This is a genomic window from Aquimarina sp. MAR_2010_214 (genome assembly GCF_002846555.1).
GTDB lineage: Bacteria > Bacteroidota > Bacteroidia > Flavobacteriales > Flavobacteriaceae > Aquimarina.
On the sequence record NZ_PJMS01000001.1, the window covers coordinates 1,634,585 to 1,655,250 of the forward strand.

Annotated in this window: 12 protein-coding genes and 1 tRNA gene; 8 read left to right on the forward strand and 5 right to left on the reverse strand. The window is 34.8% G+C overall.

The features are described from left to right. Window positions 1-583 precede the first annotated feature (583 nt). A complete protein-coding gene (gene polA, locus ATE84_RS07030) occupies window positions 584-3,412 on the reverse strand; it encodes a DNA polymerase I (protein ID WP_101447064.1) in 2,829 nt (942 codons plus the stop codon). Window positions 3,413-3,814: 402 nt separating this feature from the next. Here polA and ATE84_RS07035 point away from each other — a divergent pair, with 402 nt between their 5' ends. Next, window positions 3,815-5,056, forward strand: coding sequence for a metallophosphoesterase (locus ATE84_RS07035; RefSeq protein WP_233195905.1), 1,242 nt, complete (start codon window positions 3,815-3,817; stop codon window positions 5,054-5,056). A 73-nt stretch (window positions 5,057-5,129) separates the two neighbouring features. Beyond that, the gene (locus ATE84_RS07040) at window positions 5,130-5,426 is read left to right on the forward strand and encodes a co-chaperone YbbN (RefSeq protein WP_024772315.1); all 297 of its coding nucleotides are present in this window, start codon (window positions 5,130-5,132) and stop codon (window positions 5,424-5,426) included. Here the strand turns inward: ATE84_RS07040 and ATE84_RS07045 are convergent. Then, entirely contained in the window at window positions 5,423-6,076 is a 654-nt protein-coding gene (locus ATE84_RS07045; RefSeq protein WP_101447068.1) for a polysaccharide deacetylase family protein, read from the reverse strand. The two genes, ATE84_RS07040 and ATE84_RS07045, sit on opposite strands and share 4 nt — an antisense overlap. Window positions 6,077-6,121: 45 nt before the next feature. After that, complete coding sequence (locus ATE84_RS07050; RefSeq protein ID WP_101447070.1) at window positions 6,122-9,424, reverse strand: DUF2723 domain-containing protein; 3,303 nt, start codon at window positions 9,422-9,424, stop codon at window positions 6,122-6,124. Window positions 9,425-9,629: 205 nt separating this feature from the next. On the opposite strand from ATE84_RS07050, the gene ATE84_RS07055 reads away from it, so the two are divergent. Further along, window positions 9,630-9,702: transfer RNA gene (locus ATE84_RS07055), tRNA-Gln, on the forward strand. 54 nt (window positions 9,703-9,756) lie between these two features. Here ATE84_RS07055 and ATE84_RS07060 read toward each other — a convergent pair. Continuing rightward, on the reverse strand, window positions 9,757-10,590 hold the full coding sequence (locus tag ATE84_RS07060) for a universal stress protein (RefSeq protein WP_369828509.1): 834 nt from the start codon (window positions 10,588-10,590) through the stop codon (window positions 9,757-9,759). Between the two features lie 187 nt (window positions 10,591-10,777). Between ATE84_RS07060 and rimP the strand changes: the two genes are divergently transcribed. The 3 genes from rimP to infB are packed head-to-tail and all read left to right on the forward strand — an operon-like array spanning window position 10,778 to window position 15,377. Next, complete coding sequence (rimP, locus tag ATE84_RS07065; RefSeq protein WP_233195760.1) at window positions 10,778-11,278, forward strand: ribosome assembly cofactor RimP; 501 nt, start codon at window positions 10,778-10,780, stop codon at window positions 11,276-11,278. 15 nt (window positions 11,279-11,293) lie between these two features. Then, window positions 11,294-12,526 carry a transcription termination factor NusA gene (gene nusA / locus ATE84_RS07070; RefSeq protein WP_101447071.1) on the forward strand — a complete coding sequence of 411 codons (1,233 nt, stop codon included), beginning with the start codon at window positions 11,294-11,296 and terminating at the stop codon, window positions 12,524-12,526. Between the two features lie 43 nt (window positions 12,527-12,569). After that, a complete protein-coding gene (infB, locus tag ATE84_RS07075; RefSeq protein WP_101447073.1) occupies window positions 12,570-15,377 on the forward strand; it encodes a translation initiation factor IF-2 in 2,808 nt (935 codons plus the stop codon). Window positions 15,378-15,456: 79 nt separating this feature from the next. Here the strand turns inward: infB and ATE84_RS07080 are convergent, their stop codons facing one another. Next, the gene (locus ATE84_RS07080) at window positions 15,457-15,921 is read right to left on the reverse strand and encodes an SPOR domain-containing protein (protein WP_101447075.1); all 465 of its coding nucleotides are present in this window, start codon (window positions 15,919-15,921) and stop codon (window positions 15,457-15,459) included. A 221-nt stretch (window positions 15,922-16,142) separates the two neighbouring features. On the opposite strand from ATE84_RS07080, the gene ATE84_RS07085 reads away from it, so the two are divergent. Both ATE84_RS07085 and ATE84_RS07090 read left to right on the forward strand, forming a co-directional pair. Beyond that, window positions 16,143-17,465, forward strand: a complete 1,323-nt coding sequence (locus ATE84_RS07085; protein ID WP_101447077.1) for a c-type cytochrome — start codon at window positions 16,143-16,145, stop codon at window positions 17,463-17,465. A 59-nt stretch (window positions 17,466-17,524) separates the two neighbouring features. After that, window positions 17,525-20,650: a TAT-variant-translocated molybdopterin oxidoreductase gene (locus ATE84_RS07090; protein WP_101447079.1), complete on the forward strand. Its 3,126-nt coding sequence runs from the start codon at window positions 17,525-17,527 to the stop codon at window positions 20,648-20,650. The last annotated feature ends 16 nt before the right edge of the window (window positions 20,651-20,666 follow it).

Below are 20,666 nucleotides of genomic sequence, written 5' to 3' on the forward strand. Positions count from 1 at the left end.
AGTGTACTTAAGTTCTGCTCTTTTTTATTTCAATAAATATAATTATGCAAGTCTAAAGGAGTGATTCGACTTTAGGAGAAGTGTATCGAGAATAGGGTTTTAGCTTAAAAAAAACTATTCTCGATACATTTTGCCTCCATTCCATTACGACAAAACACTCGAATTGACGCTTTTTTATGCTATTAATTTCTAAATGCACAATGGGTTCATCCTATTTAAAAATTCATGTCATCAGTAATGGGTCAAGTTTTATTCCAAAGACAAAGACTTACACTATCAATACATCAAAAACACACATACACTACTGATTAGTAGCAATATAGCATGAGTGTCAAAATAACAGTTAAATACTATATGATATTGACAAAATGTCAATAAATTAACATTTTTATTTAGAATTTCATGCAGAAACATGAATTTTATCTAAGAATTTGATTTTGAAATCCATCAAATTGAGTGGTTTTTCAGAATACCCTCTCGACTACGCTCGAGATGATATGAAGAGAAATTGTACTTTGGCAAGCTCAGCAGAACTATCGAGAATTCCGAATTAAAAAATCTCAAATGCACAATAGGTTATAGGTTAATGCGCTTCTAGCCAGTTGTTACCTAATCCAAGATCTACATCTAATGGTACCTCTAAAGTGTAGGCATTTTCCATTTCGGTTTTGATTAAAGTTTTGATGTTTTCTAATTCGGGTTTGAAAACATCAAATACCAATTCATCATGAACCTGAAGTAGCATTTTAGTCTTGTAATTTCCTTCTTTCAGTTTTTTATGAATATTGATCATTGCGATCTTGATAATATCAGCTGCACTTCCTTGAATAGGAGCATTTACTGCATTTCGTTCAGCTGCGCCACGAACAATTGCATTAGCAGAATTAATATCTTTTAGATATCGGCGTCTTCCTAAAACTGTTTGTACATAGCCATTTTCTCTTGCAAAATCTACCTGCTCACTCATATAGTTACGTAGCTTTGGGTAGGTTTTGTAATACGTGTCGATTAATTCTTTGGCTTCGCTTCGCGAAAGACTGGTTTGGTTACTTAATCCAAAAGCCGAAACACCATAAATAATACCAAAGTTTACCGTTTTTGCATTACCACGTTGCTCTCTGCTAACTTCTTCTATAGGAACATTAAAGACTTTGGCGGCTGTTGAAGCGTGAATATCTTCACCGTGTTTAAAAGCCTCAATCATGGTCTCTTCTTTGCTTAAAGCTGCAATAATCCTTAATTCTATCTGAGAGTAATCCGCTGCTAGTAGTGTGTATTCTTCATTTCTGGGAACAAATGCTTTTCTTACTTGTCTTCCTCTTTCTGTTCTAATAGGGATATTCTGTAAATTAGGGTTATTAGAGCTTAGACGTCCGGTAGCAGCTACTGTCTGCATATAATCTGTATGAACACGCTCTGTATTTTCATCAACCTGTGCTGGTAAAGCATCAACATAAGTGCTTTTTAATTTAGATAAACCACGAAAATCTAATATATTTTGTATAATTTCATGATCCTTGGCTAAATACGATAGTACATCCTCTGCCGTAGAATATTGTCCTGTCTTTGTCTTTTTTGGTTTATCTACCAATTTCATTTTTTCAAATAATATAATACCCAATTGCTTAGGTGAGGCAATATTAAACTCTTCTCCAGCTTCGGTATAGATTTTTTGCTCTAATGTTTTAATATCACTATCTAGTTCTTCAGAAAGGGATTGTAAAAAACTTTTATCCAAATTAATCCCTTCGACTTCCATATCTGCTAGAACTCTTAGTAACGGAATTTCAATATCATTAAATAAAGAAACCGTTTTTGCTTCAGTAAGTTCTGGAGCAAAATGTTCTTTTAGCTGAAAAGTAATATCAGCATCTTCTACAGCGTATTCGGTTTGTTTGTCTATAGGTACTTGTCTGAAGGATAGCTGGTTTTTACCTTTTTTGCCAATCAATTCAGTAATAGAAACCGGGGTGTAATTAAGATAGGTTTCGGCAAGTACATCCATATTGTGTCTCATATCCGGATTAATGAGATAATGTGCTAACATCGTGTCGAATAATGTTCCTTTGACTTCGATATTATATTTTGCGAGAACTTTGATATCATATTTTAGATTCTGGCCAATTTTTGTGGTATGTTCGGCTTCAAAGAAGGGGCGTAGTTGCTCGATCAATTCTTGTGCTTCGTTGCGATCTTCGGGAAAAGGAATATAAAAACCTTTTCCTGCTTCCCAAGAAAAAGCAATTCCTACCAACTCTGCAGTTAATGGATTAAGGCCTGTGGTTTCAGTATCAAAACAAACATTTTCTTGTTTTAATAAATTTTGAAGGAATAATTTCATTGCCATTCCCGGAGCAATACTTTGATAAAAATGCTCGGTATTAGCAATTGTTTTTCTACTGGAAAAAGAAGCGGCTTCACCAGATTCCTCGGTTTCGCCAAATAATGAAAATTGACCTGCTCCAGCTTGTGTTGTTTTCTTTTTTGTAGTAGAACTGCTTGCAGCCTGAGTAGGTGTAGTTGTTGCTTCTCCCGAAAAAATCTTAACAAACTGATCCGCAAGTCTTCTAAACTCTAACTCTTCAAAAATCGTATGCACTTTTTGTGCATCAGGTTTTGTAAGTTCATAATCATCGGCATTAAAAGTTACGTCGCAATCCAGAATAATAGTTGCAAGTTTTTTAGAAAGGAGACCCAATTCTGCATTTGCCTCTACTTTTTCTTTCATTTTACCTTTTAGCTTATCGGTATTAGCCAAGAGACCTTCCATAGAGCCATATGCTGCAAGAAATTTTTTGGCCGTTTTGTCACCAACCCCTGGTAATCCAGGGATATTATCTACAGCATCACCCATCATACCAAGGTAATCAATAACTTGTTCTGGTCGTTCTACCTCGAATCTCTTTTGCACCTCTGGGATTCCCCAAATTTCGATTCCATTTCCCATTCTAGCAGGGCGATACATGAAAATATTTTCGGAAACTAATTGTGCATAATCTTTGTCAGGAGTAACCATGTAAGTTTGATACCCCTCTTTTTCAGCTTGTTTGGCGATAGTACCAATTAAATCATCTGCTTCAACACCTGCTCTTTCTATGATAGGAATGTGCATGGCTTTTAATATTTCCTGAATTATAGGTACAGCAATTTTAATGGCTTCTGGAGTTTCATCACGATTGGCTTTATATTCAGGAAAAATTTCTAATCGATCTTTACTCCCTTGTTTGTCAAATGCAACAGCCAAATGATCTGGTTTTTCTCTTTTTATAACATCAAATAAAGAGTTTACAAAACCTAAAACTGCAGATGTATCCTGCCCCTTTGAATTAATTCTCGGGTTTTTAATAAGTGCATAGTACCCTCGAAAAATAAGAGCGAAAGCATCCAGAAGAAAAAGACGTTTTTGTGACATGGTATGAGTTAAATTTTTAGAAATGCAATATAAAAAGAAGATTAATCAAATTAGTGTCAAAAACTATAATAAATATAAAAAGAAATGCCGTCAAAAACTGACGGCATTTCGCCCCAAAATAAAATTGATAACAATGTATCAACTGCTATAAATACGATAGTAATTTTTATATATAGTATATAATTTTTTTAAACTATAATTAAGACCTAAAAAGGAATATGAAACGAAGTTACAAATAAAAATCTTAGTTCTAAAAGAAATTGTTAAGATTTATGCTGGATAAAGACATGATTTTAACGCTTTTTGATCACAAAATTTCATTTATCGTTAATTTTTACTTAAAAAATAGCTTCAAATTAAAAAGGAGAGATAGTTTTGTTTAATAATAAAACTGTAAAACAAATTATGCGTTGGCTAATCCCTATAATTCTATATATACTTGTTGAAACTTATGCGTATCAGGCTATCCGAACTATTACCAGAAATCAATGGGTGCAAATTGGATATTTGGCGTTGTCCTTGATTATTTTGGGTTATGTGATTTATATTTTTGCTAATTATGATCGCAGTGTCGGCCCAACAAAATATACATTAAGAGCTAGTGCTCTTTTGTTGCTCACTTTGGTGCCTAAGTTAATTATGGTTTTGTTTTTATTTGGTGAAGATATTATTAGAGTGTGTGTGGCAGGTTATAATTATCTTACGAATACTTTTTTTGAAGGTACAGCCACTCAGTATTTTCCAGATCGTAGAAAATTTATAAGTCAATTGGCGCTGGGTATTGCTGCAATACCTCTTGGTGGATTGTTGCATGGTATATTTAGAGGGAAATACAATTTTAAAGTAATACGCCATGTGTTACATTTTGAAGACCTTCCTGCCGCATTTGATGGGTTTCGGATTACACAAATTTCAGATATACATTCTGGAAGTTTTGATGATGCTGCTAAAATTGAATATGCAGTGGATTTAATTAATGAACAAGAAACAGATCTATTATTGTTTACTGGGGATATTGTGAATACTATTGCAGAAGAAATGGATGACTGGATTGATACATTTAAACGTATTAAGACGCCAGAGTATGGAAAATATTCTGTTTTAGGAAATCACGATTATGGAGAATATGTTACCTGGAACAGCCAGGAGGAAAAAGATGCAAATTTTGAGGCAATAAAGGAAGTTCATACTAAAATCGATTTTAATCTGTTACTTAATGATAGCACTTTTGTAGAAAAAGATGGTGAGCGTATTGCTGTAGTAGGAGTAGAGAATTGGGGTCATAATTTTAAGAAAGCTGGTGATTTAACAAAAGCCTCTGAAAAAGTGGCTAAAGAAGATTTTAAGATCTTGTTAAGTCATGATCCCTCGCATTGGGAGTACGAAGTAAAGAAACATTCGGATCATTATCACCTTACATTAAGTGGTCACACTCATGGATTTCAATTTGGGATTGAAATTCCTGGATTTGTGCGATGGAGTCCAGTGCAGTATGTGTATAAGCAATGGGCGGGTATGTATGATGAAATGGGGAGATATCTGAATGTAAATCGCGGTTTTGGGTTTCATGCTTTCCCGGGACGGGTTGGTATATGGCCTGAGATTACGGTAATAGAATTGAGAAAAGGATCAAAGCCTGCTTAATTCACAGAAAGTGTTATATTTACAACTGTTTAATGGTCGATTATAAAAGGCCCAAACATAAAAGTTTTTGAACATGTCAAAGTTTGGAGATATAATAGGTATTGAAGTTCCTGTTTTATTAGACTTTTTTACCGAATGGAATGAGCCCTCTCTGGCAATGCACCCTGTGTTAAGGGATGTAGCTGCAGCACTTGGAGATAAAGGGAAAGTTATAAAGATTGATGTAGATAAAAATGAAGAGTTGGCTACAGCTTTACGTATTAAAGGACTTCCTACATTAATGATTTATAAAGAAGGTGAAATGGTTTGGAGACAAAGTGGTGAGCAAGATGCTAATACACTAATAGGTCTCATGAAAGAGTATGTTTAGAACCTAATGGTATCAAAAACATATCCTCTTTTGGTAAAATAGTCTAAAACTTCTGGTAGTACGGCAGTAAGGTTTTTTGAAGCTTTTATACTATCATGAAAAACAATAATGCTTCCTTGTTGTGTGTTTTGTATCACATTTTGTAAGCATTCTTCTGGAGATATTGTTTGTTCCCAATCTTTTGATAATACATCCCAAAGTATAATTTTATACCCTAACTTTTCTAGTGCTTTAAATTTTGTTTGGCTTATTTGTCCATATGGCGGTCTAAATATCTGTTGTATGTCTTCGTTGGGAGAATGTTTCCGAATTAGATTTTGACAATCTATAGTATTGTTGATATATGTATCCAGACTGGTTTTCCAGGCTTTTAAATGATTCATAGTGTGATTACCTATAGTATGGCCTTCTGATAGAATCTGTTTAAAAACCTCAGGGTGTTTTCTAATGTTGTCACCAATACAAAAAAAAGTTGCTTTAGCATTATATTGATTTAACTGTGTCAAAACAAATTCTGTAACATCTGGTATGGGACCATCGTCAAAAGTTAAATATAGCTTCTTTTCATTGTCTGTATAAAGATCCCAAGTATAATTTGGGAAAAGCTGTTTAATAATTTTAGGCGTTTTATTTGGGATTATTTGTGCCATGGGTATACTAAAAAAGTGAGCCTTTTTAAGACTCACTTTTAATGATTAGTTTGGTATGCTGTCCAAAGAATCTAAAGGTTTTTCCTGATTTTGGAACTCTTTAATCAGATCTTCTTCTTGTTTGCGAATGGCTTCATCATCGTCATATTCTTCATCTTCAGAATAGAGTCGGGTAAACAGTCTTAGATATCTGTTAAACTCATCTGCCTTTTCTTCTACCATTTCCCGATCCTGATTGATTAGTAATAAATCAACTACACTACGATAACGTTCTACGTTGGTTACAATCTCTTCGGCATAGCGATATTGATCTTTAAGCTCTAGGCTGCCAAAATAAGTAAGTTGTTCTTGATATTTGTTAGCGAGTTTTGTCCAAAGTTCTCGTGCTTTTTGCTTTTCTCCTATCTCATAATAACCAGAGATATAGGGCTCTACCAGAGTGTAATACTCATAGTACTCAATTGGCATTTTATCCATTGCCAGATCAAGAATTTCCTTAGCTTTATCTTTTTTGTTCTCCTGGATTAAAACTTCTACAAGTCTTGCTAGGTTGCTGCGATATGTAATTGCATTTTTTCTGGTTTCCGGATCATGATATATATTTGGATCATTACTATTTCCCCAATCCCAACTAGTCACATTTTTATACATGAGATCTGTGTCTATTCTACCCATTTCAAAAGGATTTCGTGGGTTTACCTTAGTGCGAATCGGAACTAATTTGAAGGTAACTCCGTCTAATTGAAGATAATCTTTCATCCATAAGAAATCATCATCTCCATAACTTCCTCCGGTAAAATATATAGGCCTTTCCCAATTATTATTGGCAATGATATCTAACATTAAAAGGCGATTTTTAAATAATAAATCTCCCTTGAGATGGATATCAATATAAGGTACAATAAGATCTGCATCTTTTTGAGCTACGATACCATTTCTAAGTACAGCTTCTTTATCTACAGGAATTCGTATATGTTTAGTAGGAAATGTATTCACTTTTTTACCACTCTGTAAATCTCCTTTAGTTCGGGGATCATCAGTTTCTATCCATCTCATCCAATTTTTGATAAGCATGGTGTCAGAAGTTACGGGTTTGTGGTAAATAGCATCATTATTTCCGAATCGATAGAATTCATGAGTTAACTGAGAAGGGATAGGTTTTCCTTCATATGCGGCCTTTTTCATTTGATCTATATACCAATCTGTTGCAAAAAGGCTTGTATTTACAGTTCTAACATCTGTGCGGTAACCTTCAATTTCTTGTGCATACCATAATGCAAATGTGTCATTATCTCCTATCGTAAATAATATTGCATCTTTCTGGCAAGATTGTAAATACATTTTTGCCATAGATTGTGCTGTATATCGATTTGAACGATCGTGATCATCCCAATTCTGTGCTGCTAATAGTACAGGTACAGCTAATAAGCAAACCACGGTAACTAAAGGGGCAAGTATTTTGGGTTGCAGATACTTTTTAAGTAAATCAAACAAAGCATATACCCCAAACCCTATCCAAATGGCAAATACATAAAATGATCCTACCAGTGCATAATCTCGCTCTCTTGGTTCAAAAGGTCTTTCGTTAAGATAAATTTTTAGTGCTAAACCTGTAAATAAGAAGAAAATGAGCAAAGCCCAGAATTTTTTCTTATCTCTTTGTAGCATAAATACAAATCCAATTAGTCCTAGTAGTAATGGTAAGAAGTAGTAGGTGTTACGAGCTTTATTTTTAAGAACATCGCTAGGCAAGTTGTCTTGAGATCCTAAGCGAGCTTCATCGATAAATTTAATACCACTAAGCCAGTTACCTTCTAAATCGGTAAGTTTACCTTGATTGTCATCTTGTCGTCCAACAAAATTCCACATAAAATAACGCCAGTACATATATCCTATTTGATAATCAAATAGATATACTACGTTATCCCAAAAAGAAGGTTTTTCTACATCAATATAATTACCGAATGATTGTAGAAATTTATTATAATCATCATTATCTAATTTTCCGGTGGCATATTCTCTTCTAAATTGAGTAACAGCATTAAGTAATTCTTCTTCACCTTGATAATCGGCTTTAATTGTAAATTTAATTGGCCCGGTAAATTCCATATAATTAGCAATATGCTCTGTACTCCACATTCTTGGTAAAATGGCTTTATGGGCATCATCAAGATTCTGTTTTGCATTTTTCCAATCGTTAACTATAATATATTTTCCGGTTTTAAGATCTTTTTCATATTTCGGTTTGCCATCTTCATAAGGGTTGTTTTGATCCAGACCTGCATAAATTTCAGTAAATTGAGGTCCGTAAAAAAGATGGGTCTCTGGGTATTGTTCTAAATTATAATATGCTAGAAGTTCTCTTGCGTTATTAGGATTGTTTTCATTAATAACAGTTCCGGCGTTTGCTCTTATTGGTAACATAACCCAGCTAGAAAACCCTATTAGGATAAACATAATACATAATAGTAATGTGTTTAATTGTACGTAGTTTTTTTTACGAGTGTATTTTATACCTAAATAAAAAGCTGTAGCGATAATTAAACCAGCAATAACAGTTCCTGAGTTAAAAGGCATACCAATAGAATTAACAAAAAACACTTCAGCTGCACCAAAGAATTTAAGTGTTGATGGTAATAAGAGTTTAAAAATGAACAATAGTATGGCTACAACAACAATATTGGCAATAATGAAGTTTTTTATCGTAATCTCTTTGTAGTTTTTGAAATAATATAATAATCCTATTGCAGGAATAGAGAGTAATCCCATGAAATGAACACCGAAAGATAATCCAACAATAAAAGAAATTAATATTAGCCATTTGTTACCTCTTGGGGTATGCATATCTCGCTCCCATAACAATCCGAGATAGAAAAGAACGGATAAAATACAGGTGGCCATTGCATATACTTCGGCCTCTACAGCATTAAACCAAAAACTATCTGTAAATGAAAAAGCTAGAGCTCCAACCAAGCCACTACCTAGAATAGCCATTGCTTTACCTTCTGTTAATTCTTCATCTTTTACAATCACTTTTTTAACAAGAATGGTTATAGACCAAAACATAAAGAGAATGGTAAGGGCACTTGCAAAAGCAGAGGTCATATTTACCATTAATGCAATTTGTGTAGAGTCTGATGCAAAAGCAGAAGCAAATGCTCCAATCATTTGAAACAATGGTGCTCCTGGTGGGTGACCAACTTGTAATTTAGAGGAAGTAGCAATGTATTCTCCTGCATCCCAAAAACTAGCAGTAGGTTCTACCGTCATTGTGTAAACGCATAAAGCGATAACAAAAACGATCCACCCTAATATTTTATTCCACTTGGTAAAGTTGAATGTGCTCATAAAATTTCTTCAGTTATATAACGTGTGCGAATTTAGTAATAAAAATACTTTAACCTTAGTTTTTTTAGGAAACGCTTAACAGAACTTTATATTTTAGGCGGATTGCAACTGTTTTGTAAATAGATTAGTAATTTAATAGAATAAATTTTAAAAAATGTTTGCAGAGCCAAAAGAAAATTTTAAATTTGCACCCGCAAACACATATTGGCCTATGGTGTAACTGGCAACACGTCTGGTTTTGGTCCAGAAGAGTCTAGGTTCGAGCCCTAGTAGGCCAACAAAAAAAGGAGCAAATTAATTTGCTCCTTTTTTGTTTTTATGTTGTGAAGATATTAAATTTTAAAAGTAAGCACAGGTCTTTTTGCATGATTTACAACATCTTCTCCTAGGCTTCCGTTAATAAAATGTGATATTCCTTTTCTGCCATGAGTGCTAATACCAATCATACCTGCATTGATAGAGTCAGCAAAATTAAGTATCCCTTTTTCTACTGTGATATCGTTATAGATATTTAAGCTATAATTTTCTATAGCTAGATTAGAAATCATATTATTCATTTTCTCTTCGGTTTGATAAGTGGTTTTAAACCCATTGGCTGTATTTACCCATACCAAATGAAGTTTTGCTTGAATTGATTTAGAAAAATCGTGAGCAGCTAAAAGAGATGGTTTGTCTTCATCATCAAAATTTGTAGCATATACAACATCATTAATTCCAAAAATATCACAATCGTCTTTGATTACTAATACAGGTTTTTTTGATGTTCGAACTACTTTTTCGGCGTTAGAGCCTATAAATAATTCTTCGAAACCAGAAGAGCCATGAGATCCCATGATGATGATATCTATTTCATTTTTGGTGCTCGAATTGATAATCCCATGCAGCACATCTTCAAAATTTACAGTCTCAATGACATCAATACCTTTTAAATAATCCTGATTTAGTACTTCTTCAAATTTTTTATGAGTTTGTTTCATGAAAAAAATAGCCTCAGGAGCAGGGCCTGGTGCTCCAGAAGACATTAGGTCTGTAAGGTGCATGGGGAGTTCTAAAATATGTAACAGATAGATTTTAGCGTTGTTTTTTTTTGCTATTTGAGCCGCTACTTTTAATGCGTTTTCAGCTTGTTTAGAAAAATCTGTTGGTACTAGTATGCTTTTGATCATAATATTGCTTTTTTGAAATATATTATTTGTTTATTACTCTAGATTTAGAACGTATTGGTAGTTATACGGTTAAAGTAAGAAGCTACTCGTATAGTATTCTTAAATTTACGAATAAATTCATTCTCAACGATATTTTGTATATAAGATATTATTACTATCTTTGCACCGTTGAAATTAAAAAACCAGGATGAGGGGACGAGAAGTCCCCTCTTTTTATCTATTTATGTCATTAAAAGACAAAGTTCAAAAATTATTAGAAGGGGCACTTCAAGAAAATCCGTCCTTATTTCTAATTGAAAGTAAAATTCATCCCGATAATAGTATTGAAATTATTATTGATGGGGATGAGGGTGTGAAGGTTGAAGATTGCATAGCTGTGAGCAGAGCAATAGAACATAATTTGGATAGAGAAGAAGAAGATTTTTCTCTTCAAGTAATGTCTTCAGGTGTTTCTGAAGGTTTGAAACACGTTCGACAGTACAAAAAGAATATAGGAAGAAAGCTTAAGGTGAAAACAACTGAGGAAACAATTGAAGGAGAGTTGATCTCAGCGACCGAGGATGTAATTGTCTTAACATGGAAAACACGAGAGCCTAAGCCTGTAGGTAAGGGCAAAGTAACCGTTACTAAAGAGGCTAATATAGCTTATGAAAATATTGTAGAAGCAAAAGTTATGATAACATTTTAATTATAATATATTGATATGGAAAATATCGCATTAATAGAATCATTTTCAGAATTCAAGGATGATAAATTTATAGATCGTGTTACTTTAATGTCGATCTTAGAAGATGTATTTAGAAATGCTCTAAAGAAGAAGTTTGGTAGTGATGACAATTTCGATATCATTATAAATCCTGATAAGGGAGATTTAGAAATTTGGAGAAACCGTATTGTTGTTGGAGATGGTGAAGTTGAAGACGGTAATCAAGAGATATCACTAACTGAAGCACAAAAAATAGAGCCTGATTTTGAGGTGGGTGAAGACGTATCAGAAGAAGTTAAACTCATAGATTTAGGGAGACGTTCTATATTGGCATTACGCCAGAATTTGATTTCTAAAATTCATGAACACGACAATACAAATATTTATAAGCAGTTTAAAGAATTAGAAGGAGAAATCTATACAGCTGAAGTTCATCATATTCGTCATAGAGCGATTATCATGTTGGATGATGAAGGTAATGAGATTATATTACCAAAAGATAGGCAAATACCTTCTGATTTTTTTAGAAAAGGAGAAAATGTAAGAGGGGTAATTGAATCTGTAGAGCTTAAAGGAAATAAACCATCTATAATAATGTCTAGAACATCACCTCTGTTTTTAGAGAAATTGTTCGAATCAGAAATACCAGAAGTATTTGATGGGTTAATTACAGTTAAAAAAGTAGTTAGAATTCCTGGAGAAAAAGCAAAAGTTGCTGTAGATTCGTATGATGACAGAATTGATCCTGTAGGAGCATGTGTTGGTATGAAAGGTTCTCGTATACATGGTATCGTAAGAGAATTAGGTAATGAAAATATTGATGTTATTAATTATACAAATAATTTACAATTATTTATTACCAGAGCATTAAGTCCTGCAAAAGTAACTTCTATAAAGATTAATGAAGAGACTAGTAGAGCAGAAGTAATGCTAAGACCAGAAGAGGTTTCTAAAGCTATTGGTCGAGGAGGGCATAATATTAGACTTGCAGGGCAACTAACAGGTTATGAGATAGATGTGTTTAGAGAAGGGGTAGAAGAAGATGTCGAGCTTACAGAGTTTTCTGATGAAATCGACTCATGGATTATTGAAGAGTTTTCTAAAATTGGTTTAGATACTGCAAAGAGTATTTTAGAACAGGAAATTAGTGATTTAGTAAAGCGAACTGACCTTGAAGAAGAGACAGTAGGCGAAGTGATTAGAATATTAAAATCTGAATTTGAAGATTAATAATCACAATTAATTATATTTGAGCATTAAATAAAAGGCATTTATGGCTGAAGCAGGAACAATGAGACTAAATAAAGTATTACGCGAATTCAATATCTCGCTAGATCGGGCTGTTGACTTTTTGAACTCAAAAGGTCATGAGATAGATGCGCGTCCTACTACAAAAATTTCTTCAGAGATTTATCAGCTCTTGTTTGATGAATTTCAAACGGATAAGAGTAAAAAAGTGGCTTCAAAAGAAGTTGGAGAAGAAAAGAAGAAAGAAAAAGAAGCGTTGCGAGTGCAGATCGAAAATGAGCTGGAAGAAAAGCGTAAACGTGCAGAAGCTCGAGAAGTTGTAAAAGCCAAAGCTCAATTAAGCGGACCTAAGCAGGTTGGTAAGATTGAATTAGAAGGTGAAAAACAAGAAGATGATACTGCAAAGCCCAAAGAAAAGGCAGTTGAAGCTCCTAAGCAAGAAGAGGTGAAAGAAAAGGAAGAAGCAAAAAGCAAAACTCCAGAAATAGTCTCAAATAGACCTCAGAAAAAAGGAATTAAAATAACGCGACAAGCGCCAAAAGAAATAAAAAAGGAAAAGCCTGTAGAGCCTGTTGTGAGTAAAGATAAGCCTGAAGCTCCAGTACCAGAAGTGGAAGCTGAAGTTTCTGTAGAGCCAGAAAAAGTTAAAACTCAGTATAAAAAATTAGACGGCCCTAATTTTACAGGTCAGAAAATTGACTTAACTCAGTTTAAAAAACCAGCCAAAAAGAAAGAAGATAAATCTGATAAAAAATCTTCAAATGCTGGAGATGCAGCAAAAAAACGCCGACGAAGAATTAGTAAAGAAGGAAGTGGCGCTAAAGGATCTGGTGGTGGTAGGCCAGGAGGTCAATCTGGTGGTAATCGAGGAGGAAATAGAGGAAGAGGACCGGTAAAAGGTAAAAGACCTGCTATTGTAAAAGAAGAGCCAAGCGAAGAAGAAGTACAAAAACAAGTGCGAGAAACCCTTGAAAAATTACAAGGGAAATCTAATAAATCAAAAGCGGCCAAATATCGTAGAGATAAGAGGGATCAACACCGTCAGAAAGCAGAAGATGATGTAGCGCAACAAGAACAGGAAAGTAAAGTGCTTAAAGTAACAGAATTTGTTACAGCTTCTGAGGTTGCTACGATGATGAATGTTCCGACTACTGATATTATTTCGGCTTGTATGTCACTAGGGATAATGGTGACGATGAATCAGCGTTTAGATGCAGAGACACTTTCTATTGTTGCAGATGAATTTGGTTATGAAGTTAATTTTGTAACCGCAGATATTGAAGAATCTATAGAAGAGATTGTAGATGCTCCCGAGGATTTAGTAGGAAGAGCTCCTATTGTAACTGTAATGGGACACGTTGATCACGGTAAAACATCGCTACTTGATTATATTCGAGAAGAAAATGTAATAGCCGGTGAGAGTGGTGGGATTACCCAGCATATCGGAGCCTATGGAGTGCAGTTAGAAAATGGACAAAAAATAGCGTTTTTAGATACTCCTGGTCACGAAGCATTTACTGCGATGCGTGCTCGTGGTGCACAAGTAACAGATTTAGCTATTATTGTAATTGCAGCAGATGATGATGTGATGCCGCAAACCAAAGAAGCGATTAGTCATGCGCAGGCAGCAGGAGTTCCGATTGTGTTTGCAATTAATAAGGTAGATAGACAAGAGGCAAATCCTGAAAAAATAAAAGAAAAACTGGCTTCTATGAATTTATTAGTAGAAGATTGGGGAGGAAAAATCCAATCCCATGATATTTCTGCTAAAACTGGATTAGGAGTTAAAGAATTACTTGAAAAAGTACTTCTTGAAGCAGAAATATTAGAGCTTAAAGCAAATCCAGATCGACTAGCTTCGGGTACGGTTGTCGAAGCGTTTTTGGATAAAGGACGTGGTTATGTATCTACTATTTTGGTACAAACAGGTACGCTTAAAATAGGAGATTATGTTCTTGCTGGTAAAAATAGCGGTAAGATTAAAGCGATGCATGATGAGCGAGGTAATAATGTAAAAGAAGCAGGACCTTCTACTCCAGTCTCAATTCTTGGATTAGATGGTGCTCCACAAGCAGGGGATAAGTTTAGTGTATTAGAGGATGAGCGTGAAGCTAAAGATATCGCCTCAAAACGTGCGCAATTACATAGAGAGCAATCTGTACGTACACAACGACATATCACACTGGATGAGATCGGACGTCGAATTGCTTTAGGGGACTTTAAAGAGCTTAATATTATACTTAAAGGAGATGTTGATGGTTCTGTAGAAGCATTGACAGATTCATTCCAAAAACTATCGACAGAAGAGATTCATGTAAATATTATCCATAAAGCAGTAGGGGCGATCACAGAAAGTGATGTCTTACTTGCGTCTGCATCTGATGCTATTATTATTGGGTTTAATGTAAGGCCAGCAGGTAATGCTAGACAGGTTGCTGATAAAGAAGAAATCGATATCAGAACATATTCGATTATCTACGATGCTATTAATGATCTTAAAGATGCGATGGAAGGAATGCTTTCTCCGGTAATGAAGGAAGAAGTTACAGGAACTGCAGAAATTAGAGAAACATTTAAGATTTCTAAAGTTGGTACAATTGCTGGGTGTATGGTTCTTACAGGTAAAATCTTCCGAAATTCAGGCATACGCTTGATTCGAGAAGGTGTTGTAGTGTATACTGGTGAGTTTGCCTCTTTAAAAAGATTTAAAGATGACGTAAAAGAAGTGGCGAAAGGATATGATTGTGGTCTGCAGATTAAGAACTATAATGATATTAAAGAAGGTGATATAGTAGAGGCATACCAAGAGGTTGCGGTGAAGAAGAAACTATAATGCTTAAAATATTTATAAAAAAAACAAAACCCGATGTGAGAACATCGGGTTTTGTTTTTTTTATAAATAGAAAAAATGTTTATTTTTTTTCAGGTTTAAATATGAATGCATTAGGGAATTTAGTGTGTACCTCTTTTAATGCTCTATCAGCTTCAAGTCTCGTGCGGTAGTTTCCCATCCATACTTTATAATTAGGAGTTTCCCATTGGATTGATGAACTCCACTTTGGAAAAGCATCTCTAGATGCTCTTATTATTTCATTTGCTTTGTTTAGGTTTCCGTAATACAATTGAATCTTATAACGATCACTAAAATCACCATCCTTTTCCATTTTCGATTTTATATCAAGAAGCATTTTTATTCTTGGATCTTGATTGATGGTTACAGACGCTTCTGGTTGTGGTAATATATTTACGGGTACAAAATTGGGGTGATTTGAAGTTTCGGGATTAGGATTTGAGGTGTTCTGGGCAGTTAAAGTGCTGGTAGTTACAAGATAAAAACCAACCAGAAAAATATAGTTTATGTTGTTTAACATTCTCATTACAAATTGTTTTGATGCAAAGGTAAAGTTTAATAACTCAATATTGTTAAAAAATATTATTTAGAATTGTTATAAATTAACCGTTAACGGTTCTCTAACATTTCTAAAATCGACTTATTATAGTACTTTTGTCGACGAATTAAAAGTGCCGGTTTTTTATCTTTTTATAAAGTTAAAGAAAAAACCATACCAAAATTAAGACGATAATTCTACTTGATAATATGAAACAGGTGAAACACCGAAATTCAGCCTCTAAAATCCTAATCCTAGGAACTGTTTTTTTATTTACTTTTTTTAACCCTGTCTTTGCACAGGATGAAGCGGCTGTTGATAACGCTGCTGTAACTGAAGCTTCGTCTGGAGGAGATGTAGCTAAAGGAGAAGAGTTGTTTAAATCACTTTGTGCTGCATGTCATAAGCGATATAAAAAGGCAGTAGGTCCTGCTCTTTTTGGAGTGGCTGACAAGTACGACAAAGCATGGATTTATTCATGGATAAAGAATAGTGCAGCTATGGTCGCTTCTGGTGATGCGCAGGCTGTTGCAATTTTTGAAGAATATAATAAGACAGCGATGAATGCTTTCCCACAGTTAACAGATGGGAACATTGATGATATTTTGGCCTATGTAATGGAGCCTAAAGCTGATCCGCCAGCACCTGTACCAGGAAGTGATACTGCTTCTGGAGGTGGTGAAAAATCTGGAGTTTCTGCTAATGTGGTTTTGGCAATATTAGCGCTAGTATTCCTAATGTTAATGGTGGTTTTATTTCTGGTAAATAGAACACTAAGAACTTTTGCAGAAGCTAATAATGTAGAGCTCCCACAAACAGAAGCGAGAACTCCAATCTGGAAAGCATTTATTCAAAACCAATTCTTGGTTATAGTTACAGCTATTTTCTTGTTGCTGGCTAGTGGTTACTTTGTGTATGGATACTTTATGCAAGTAGGAGTTGATCAAGGATATCAACCTGTTCAACCAATACACTATTCGCATAAAATTCATGCCGGTGATAATAAGATAGAGTGTAAATATTGCCACTCTTCTGCTAGAGTTAGTAAGACATCAGGAATTCCTTCTCTTAATGTTTGTATGAACTGTCATAAATCTATTAGTGAGGTTGCTGATGCTACTGCAACAGAGGAGCACTCTAAAGAATTCTACGATGGTGAAATTCAAAAATTATATAAAGCAGTAGGTTGGGATGCTGATAGTCAATCATATACAGGAGAAACAGAGCCGGTGAAATGGGTTCGTATTCATAACCTTCCTGATTTTGCATACTTTAATCACTCTCAACACGTAAGTGTTGCAGGAGTAGAGTGCCAGACATGTCACGGTCCGGTAGAAGAAATGGAAATTATGTATCAGCACGCTCCACTTACTATGGGATGGTGTATTAACTGTCACAGAGATACTAATGTAAAAGTTGCTGATAATAAATATTACGAGAAAATTCATAAAGAACTTTCTAAGAAATATGGTGTCGACCAATTGACAGCTGCTCAAATGGGTGGTCTGGAATGTGGTAAATGTCATTATTAATAATAAAACAATTGTTTTTCGTAAACGGAAGAATAGTAAGAAGCTAATATCAATTATATATGTCATCAAACAAGAAATACTGGAAAAGTGTTGAAGAGCTAAACGAAAATAGCTCTATTGTTGAGACGCTACAACAAAACGAATTCGTTAAGGAGATTCCTACGGATGAGTTTTTAGGTGATAAGTCATCATTAGAAAATTCATCGACCTCTCGTCGTGATTTTCTTAAATATGTAGGTTTTAGTACTGCAGCTGCCTCATTGGCGGCATGTGAAGGCCCTGTTAAAAAATCAATACCTTACGTAGTTCAACCAGATAGAATAGTGCCTGGTGTTGCTAACTATTATGCTACTACAATTGCAGATGGGTATGATTTTGCTAGTGTTTTAATTAAAACCAGAGAAGGTCGACCTATAAAAGTAGAAAATAACAATCTTGCAGCATCTAATGGCGATACTAATGCAAGAGTTCATGCTTCGGTATTATCATTATATGATAGTTCTCGTCTTCAAGGGCCTAAAAATGGAGCCGAAGATATTAGTTGGGAAGTATTAGATAAAGAAGTAGGGGCTAAGTTAAATAGTCTTAGTGGTAAACAAATTGTTTTGTTAACTCAAACATATGCCAGTCCATCTACATCGAAATTGATTTCAGAATTTAAAGCAAAATATCAAAACGTTAAACACGTAGTGTATGATGCTGTTTCTAATACTGAAGCTTTGGATGCATATCAAATGATGTATGGAGAAAGAGCACTTGCAGATTATGATTTTTCTAAAGCAAATACCGTAGTAAGTATCGCTGCTGACTTTTTAGGAGATTGGCAAGGAGGAGGATACGATAGTAGTTATGCTAAAGGACGTATACCTAAAAACGGAAAAATGTCTAAGCATATCCAGTTTGAGGCAAATATGTCTTTAACAGGAGCTAATGCTGATAGAAGGGTACAAGCTACACCATCTGAACAAAAACAAGTACTTGCTGCATTGTATAAATATGTAACAGGATCTGGTTCTAAAGGAGCTTTGGATTCTAAACTGGATGCAGAAGTAGTTAAAGCAGCTAAGCAGATTCAGAAAGCAGGAAGTAATGCTTTAGTAGTTACAGGAATTCAGGATGTCGATGCTCAATTAATTGTTTTAGAAATTAATAAAGCAATACATAGTAAAGCCTTTAATGAAAATACTCCACGTACTATACGTCAAGGAGATGCTAAGGCAGTAGCTCAATTGGTAAAAGATATGAATGCAGGACGAGTTGGCAGTTTGTTAATTGCTGGTGTTAATCCAATGTATTCATTGCCAAATGCAAATGAGTTTAAAAGTGGCCTTGAAAAAGTTGATATATCTGTTGCCTTTAGTATGCATAATGATGCTACGGCTGAGTTATGTGATTATATTGCAACAACACCTCATTATTTAGAATCTTGGGGAGATGTTGAGTTGAAAAAAGGAAGCTATAGTTTAACGCAACCAACTATTCGACCATTATTTGATGCAAGACAGTTTCAGGAAACTTTATTAAAGTGGACAGGTAATTCATCTACATATCACGATTATATAAAAAGTACATGGACAGGTATTCTTGGAGGTACTTCATGGAATCAAGCCTTGCATGATGGAGTATTGGTAAAACCAACACTTCCAAAACAAGAATTAGTAGATGCCCTTGAAACACCAGAAGGAGATGTGGCTGATTTAGAAGCTGTTCCAGTACCAACTTCGGCAGGTCCGGATATTAGTGCTGCTGCAAGAAGACTTTCTGTTACAAAATCAAGTGGGATTGAACTTACATTATATACCAAAACAGCATTAGGAGATGGTCAACAGGCTAGTAACCCTTGGTTGCAAGAAATGCCCGATCCTATAACCAGAGCATCTTGGGATAACTACTTAACAGTTTCTCGAGCAGATGCTGCTGAGTTAGGGTTAGTCAACGAAAATGTTGCAAATGGAGCACTAAACGGTAGCTATGCAAAAGTAACGGTAGGAGAAACTGAAGTTGTTGTTCCGGTAATTATTCAACCAGGACAAGCTAAAGGTTCTGTAGGATTGGCTCTAGGGTATGGTAAGTCTAAAGGACTTAAAAAAGATATGATAGTAGGTGTAAATGCCTACCCTCTTTATCAAAACCTTAATGCAGTACAAAATGTTTCGATTACTCCTGCAGAAGGAATACATGAGTTTGCTTGTGTACAATTGCATAATACGTTAATGGGTCGTGGGGATATTGTAAAAGAAACAACTCTCGAAATATTCAATACAAAAGATGCTAAGGATTGGAATATAATGCCAATGGTTAGTAAAGATCATAATCCTTATGCGGTTACTTCTCCGGAAGTTGATCTTTGGGATGAATTTGATCGTTCTGTAGGACATCATTTTAATCTTTCAATAGATTTAAATGCTTGTACAGGATGTGGTGCTTGTGTAATTGCTTGTCATGCAGAGAATAATGTGCCTGTGGTTGGTAAATCAGAAGTTCGTAGATCTCGTGATATGCACTGGTTACGTATTGACCGTTATTATTCTTCGCAAGATAGTTTTGAAGGCGATAATGAGAAGAAAGATAATATTGCAGGTTTAGGAAGTTCTTTATCTGAGTTTGGTGAGATGGAAAGTCCATCAGATAACCCTCAGGTAGTATTCCAACCAGTAATGTGTCAGCACTGTAATCACGCTCCATGCGAGACTGTATGTCCGGTTGCAGCTACATCACATGGTAGACAAGGACAAAATCATATGGCATATAACCGTTGTGTAGGTACAAGATATTGTGCTAACAACTGTCCGTATAAAGTACGTAGATTCAACTGGTTCTTATATAATAATAATGATGAGTTCGATTATTATATGAATAACGATTTAGGTAGAATGGTACTTAATCCTGATGTTACTGTACGTTCCAGAGGGGTTATGGAAAAATGTTCTATGTGTATCCAAATGACGCAAAAAACTATTTTGGATGCAAAACGAGATGGTAGAGAAGTTAAGGATGGAGAATTCCAAACAGCTTGTTCTGCAGCTTGTTCATCAGGTGCTATGGTATTTGGTGATATCAATGATAAGGATAGTGAAGTAGCTAAACTTAAAGAGGATGATCGTATGTATCACTTACTTGAACATGTTGGGACTAAGCCTAACGTTATGTATCATACCAAAGTAAGAAATACTACGGAAGCTTAATTAACTAATTAAAGAA

Excerpts from the sequence above, each read along its gene's own strand:
- nusA (WP_101447071.1), top strand. The coding sequence starts at position 11,294 with ATGGAAAATATCGCATTAATAGAATCATTTTCAGAATTCAAGGATGAT.
- ATE84_RS07045 (WP_101447068.1), bottom strand. The coding sequence starts at position 6,076 with ATGGCACAAATAATCCCAAATAAAACGCCTAAAATTATTAAACAGCTT.
- ATE84_RS07050 (WP_101447070.1), bottom strand. The coding sequence starts at position 9,424 with ATGAGCACATTCAACTTTACCAAGTGGAATAAAATATTAGGGTGGATC.
- rimP (WP_233195760.1), top strand. The coding sequence starts at position 10,778 with ATGAGGGGACGAGAAGTCCCCTCTTTTTATCTATTTATGTCATTAAAA.
- ATE84_RS07080 (WP_101447075.1), bottom strand. The coding sequence starts at position 15,921 with ATGAGAATGTTAAACAACATAAACTATATTTTTCTGGTTGGTTTTTAT.
- ATE84_RS07090 (WP_101447079.1), top strand. The coding sequence starts at position 17,525 with ATGTCATCAAACAAGAAATACTGGAAAAGTGTTGAAGAGCTAAACGAA.
- polA (WP_101447064.1), bottom strand. The coding sequence starts at position 3,412 with ATGTCACAAAAACGTCTTTTTCTTCTGGATGCTTTCGCTCTTATTTTT.
- ATE84_RS07085 (WP_101447077.1), top strand. The coding sequence starts at position 16,143 with ATGAAACAGGTGAAACACCGAAATTCAGCCTCTAAAATCCTAATCCTA.
- ATE84_RS07040 (WP_024772315.1), top strand. The coding sequence starts at position 5,130 with ATGTCAAAGTTTGGAGATATAATAGGTATTGAAGTTCCTGTTTTATTA.
- infB (WP_101447073.1), top strand. The coding sequence starts at position 12,570 with ATGGCTGAAGCAGGAACAATGAGACTAAATAAAGTATTACGCGAATTC.
- ATE84_RS07060 (WP_369828509.1), bottom strand. The coding sequence starts at position 10,590 with ATGATCAAAAGCATACTAGTACCAACAGATTTTTCTAAACAAGCTGAA.